The 4,138-nt window shown below is 65.6% G+C and carries 3 protein-coding genes; 1 reads left to right on the top strand and 2 read right to left on the bottom strand.

The features are described 5' to 3' along the window. Window positions 1–1,431, top strand: a 1,431-nt coding sequence (locus AC2VOG_RS15220; RefSeq protein WP_486940715.1) for a PE-PPE domain-containing protein, incomplete at its 5' end; no start/stop codon positions are given. A gap of 157 nt (window positions 1,432–1,588) precedes the next feature. Here the strand turns inward: AC2VOG_RS15220 and AC2VOG_RS15215 are convergent. Both AC2VOG_RS15215 and AC2VOG_RS15210 read right to left on the bottom strand, forming a co-directional pair. Further along, window positions 1,589–2,452 carry an SDR family oxidoreductase gene (locus AC2VOG_RS15215; RefSeq protein ID WP_486940714.1) on the bottom strand — a complete coding sequence of 288 codons (864 nt, stop codon included), beginning with the start codon at window positions 2,450–2,452 and terminating at the stop codon, window positions 1,589–1,591. Window positions 2,453–2,501: 49 nt separating this feature from the next. Continuing rightward, on the bottom strand, window positions 2,502–3,920 hold the full coding sequence (locus AC2VOG_RS15210; protein ID WP_486940713.1) for an aldehyde dehydrogenase family protein: 1,419 nt from the start codon (window positions 3,918–3,920) through the stop codon (window positions 2,502–2,504). Window positions 3,921–4,138 lie beyond the last annotated feature (218 nt).

The following is a 4,138-nucleotide window of genomic DNA, read 5'->3' as shown; positions in this document are numbered from 1 at the left end:
ATCGGCGGCAGCGGCACCCCGATTCCCGGCCCGGACTACGTCGCGTCCGCCGCCGAGCATTACCTGTTTCCGACCTATGGCGACGGCATCACCTTCTATCAGGGCGACGCAACGAACCCGTATGGCAACGGCCTGTTCACACCCGAGGGCCTCTACCCGCTGACCGGCGTGAAAACCTTGCCGCTCAACTACCCCGCCGGCACCGACGGCTTCCCGTCGCAGGCCACCTCGGTGGGGCAGGGCGACACCATCTTGACCAACACGATCGAGAACGCGATCAACAACGGCAACACCGCGACCGTGTTCGGTTACTCCCAGAGCTCCACGATCTCCAGCTACGTGATGCAGCAGCTGACGGACGCCGGCGTTCCCAAGAACGACGTGAACTTCCTCCTGGTCGGCGACCCGAGCGCTCCTGACGGTGGATTGCTGTCGCGCTTCGACGGTTTCACGACGACCTCGGGCACCGTGGTGTCGGATCCGCTGAACCTGCCTAGCCTGGGTGTGTCATTCGACAGCTCCACTCCGGCGAGCGAATACGCGACCAACATCTACTCGATCGAATACGACGGCTTCGCCGACTTCCCCAAGTACCCGCTCAATTTCTTGGCCGACCTGAATGCGTTCCTCGGCATCGAGACGATCCACGGCCACTATCTGGACGGCGGCAACGGTACCGGCGGACTCGGAAGCGGGCCGTCGCTTGCCGACATCCAGAACGCGACAAAGCTACCCACCTCCGCAGCGGACACGAGCACCAACTACTACATGATCACCACACTCGATGGAACGAACACCACTCCGGGAGCCGAGATCACCGCGCCGTTGGTCTCGTTGCTACCGAAGCCGCTGCAAGAGTTGTTAGGCCCTGACCTGACCTACCTGATCAACTTGGGCTACGGCGACGGAACCCTCGGTTACTCCACCGGTCCGGCCGATGTGAACTCCCCGTTCGGGCTGGCCCCCAACGTCAGCGCGTCGTCGGTGCTGAGCACCTTGGAAACCGACACCGAGGAAGGCTACAAGAACCTGATGAGCGGCACGGACCCGTATGCGGCGGCGACCTCGTCGACGGCGGACGCGGCGACCTCGACGCAGAGCGCGGCCGAGGTCATGTCGGCGTTGTCCAGCGACCTCGCCAATCCGGCGGCGACGCTCACCGACTTCGCCAACGCGATCTCGACCGCGTCGTCGGCGGCCTACGCCACCTTGCTGCCCACGGCGGACATCATCAACGCGCTGGTGACCAGCATGCCCGCATACGACGTCTCGTTGTTCACCGACAACATCGCCAGCGGCAACTACGCCGATGCGTTCGGCCTGCCGCTGGCGGCGGACACCGCGCTGTTCACGCTGGCCGGGGGCTTCGAGGTCGAGGTGCTGCAGAGCGCAGCCACCCAAATCACCGACGCGTTCTCGGGCCTGTTCTAGAAACGGCGTCCACCGCTCGGGTGTGCCGCGCCGTCGCCTCTGGCATCGAGTGTGCGCACAGGGATTTCAGTGTGCGCACACGGCGGAGTTCCTCGGCGTGTCGTCGCCCTGGACGCACACTCGATGCCCAACCGCGGGCCCGCAGCTTCGCGTGCGGTCAGCGGATCGAGAAGTTCGCTGCCTTCGCCGCGGACAGGTCGTCGATCTCGCCCCAGTGCGAGGCGATGTCGTCGACCGACGGCGGCTCGGAGAAGGTGACGCCCTCGTTCTGGAACAGCGCAGTGCGCTGCACCTTGCCGCCGCCGACGATGAAGATCGAGCCGCTGTCGGGCACTTCTTCGGTGCACAGGTAGGCCACCACCGGCGCCACGTATTCCGGCGTCAGGTTCTTCAACACCTCGGGCGGCAGGATGTCCTCGGTCATCCGGGTGGCGGCGATCGGCGCCAGCGCGTTGGCCTTGATGTTGTACTTGGCGCCCTCCTGGGCCAGCGTGTTGATCAGGCCGACCAAGCCCAGCTTGGCGGCGCCGTAGTTGGCCTGACCGAAGTTGCCGAACAGGCCGCTGGTGGAGGTGGCGACCAGCACGCGGCCGTAGCTCTGCTCGCGGAAGTGCGGCCACGCGGCGCGGATCACGTTGTAGCCGCCGTAGAGGTGCACCTTGAGCACCGAATCCCAGTTCTCATAAGACATCTTGTGGAACGTGCCGTCGCGCAGGATGCCGGCGTTGCTCACCACGCCGTCGACCTTGCCGAACTCGTCGAGGGCGGTCTTGATGATGTTCTCGGCGCCCTCGGCCTCGGCCACGCTGTCGTAGTTGGCCACCGCACGTCCGCCGGCGGCCTTGATCTCCTCGACGACGTGGTCGGCCATGTTGTGTCCGGCGCCGGTGCCGTCACGGGAACCACCGAGGTCGTTGACGACGACGCTGGCGCCTTCCTTGGCCAGGGTCAGCGCGTATTCGCGGCCCAGCCCGCCGCCGGCTCCGGTGACGACGATGACGCGATCCTGCACTCCGGGCATGAAATTCCTATCTCTCGATCCTCGGTGACCAACTAGTGAAGCGGAAAAACTAGAACAGCCTGCGGGCCAACTTCCACGCCTTCGCGGTATACGGCGGGTAGATGAAGCTGGCGAGGTCGGGACGGGTCGGCTTGGTCAGCACCGATTTGCGGTGGCTGAATTCCTCGAACCCGAACTTGCCGTGGTAGGCACCCAGGCCGGACGGGCCGACGCCGCCGAACGGCAGCTTGTGGGTGGCGAAGTGGAACAGCAGGTGGTTGATCACCATGCCGCCGGCCGGCACTTCCTTGATCACCCGTTCGCGGACGGCCTTGGCCTTGGTGAACAGGTAGGCGGCCAGCGGCTTGGGCCGCGAGTTCACGAATGCGATTGCCTCGTCAAGGTTTTGAACGGTCATGATCGGCAGGATCGGGCCGAAGATCTCGTCGGTCATCAGCGGCTCGTCGGCCGCGGGGTCCACGACGACGGTCGGCTGGATGTTCAGCTTCGAGGCATCCGAACCACCACCGATGGCGACCTGACCCTGCGTCGCGGCGAGTGCGGCGGTGAGCCGGTTGAAGTGCCGCTCGTTGACGATTCGCTTTCCGCCACTTGAGTTCTCAGCCTCGAACGCCGTGACCGCCTTCCGGATCTCGTCGACCAACTGGTCGCGGATCGGCGCCTCGGCCAACACATAGTCGGGCGCGATGCAGATCTGGCCGGAGTTGATCAGCTTGGTCCAGGCGATCCGCTTGGCCGCGACCTCGATGTCGGCGTCCTTCGCCACGATCACCGGGCTCTTGCCGCCGAGTTCGAGGGTCACCGGCGTCAGGTGTGCGGCCGCGCTCTCGTACACCTTGCGCCCGATCTCAGTGCCGCCGGTGAACAGCATGTGGTCGAAACCCTGGGCGATGAGTTCCTGGCTGACGGCGCCGTCGCCCTCGATCACGGCGATCGCGTCGTTGTCCAGGTAGCGCGGCACCAGCTCGGCCATCAGCGCCGACGAGGCGGGCGCCACCTCGGACGGCTTGAGCACCACGGTGTTGCCCGCGGCGATCGCGCCGACGGCGGGCCCCAGGGTGAGCGCGAACGGGAAGTTCCAGGCGCCGATGACCAGTACGGTGCCGTAGGGCTCGTATTCGACCCAGCCGCGACCCGGCAACTGCGACATCTCCAGCCGGTGGTGGCGGCGTTTGGCCCACTTGCCGACGCTCTTCGCCGCGTAGGCCGCCTCACTGCTGGTGCTGGCGACGTCGGCGAGCCAGGCCTCGAACGGCGAGCGCCCCAGATCCTTGTCCAGCGCGTCGGCGATCTGGGTCTCGTTCTCGACCATCAGCCGCTTGAGTGCGAGCAACTGCGCCTTGCGCCACTCCAGATTCCGGGTACGGCCGGTGGCGAAAGTCTGACGCAGCCGCGCGACGGTTTTCGCGACATCGGAGCCCGCGGCCGGGGCTGACGGTGCAACAGGGTCAGTGATTTCGGTGGTCATGTGGGGATTCCCTTCCTCGACCGGCGAAATCCCAATCCTAATCAACTACCCGGTTGGGCAACAGTGCCGCCCTGTCCACCCCTCAGACCGACTTTCACCAGTAGGCGGGTGACCCGCGCTCCCAGTTTGCGATGGGTGCAGTTGTGAGCTGGCAGCAGTTCACCAAATCCTCTGCGCTAGAGGGCCATTGCGACATACCTATCGTCATCCGGGCCGGT

It is taken from the genome of Mycobacterium sp. TH-M11 (genome assembly GCF_057473725.1).
The sequence above is the reverse complement of the archived record's forward strand: the minus strand, read 5'-3'. Positions and strand labels throughout refer to the sequence as shown.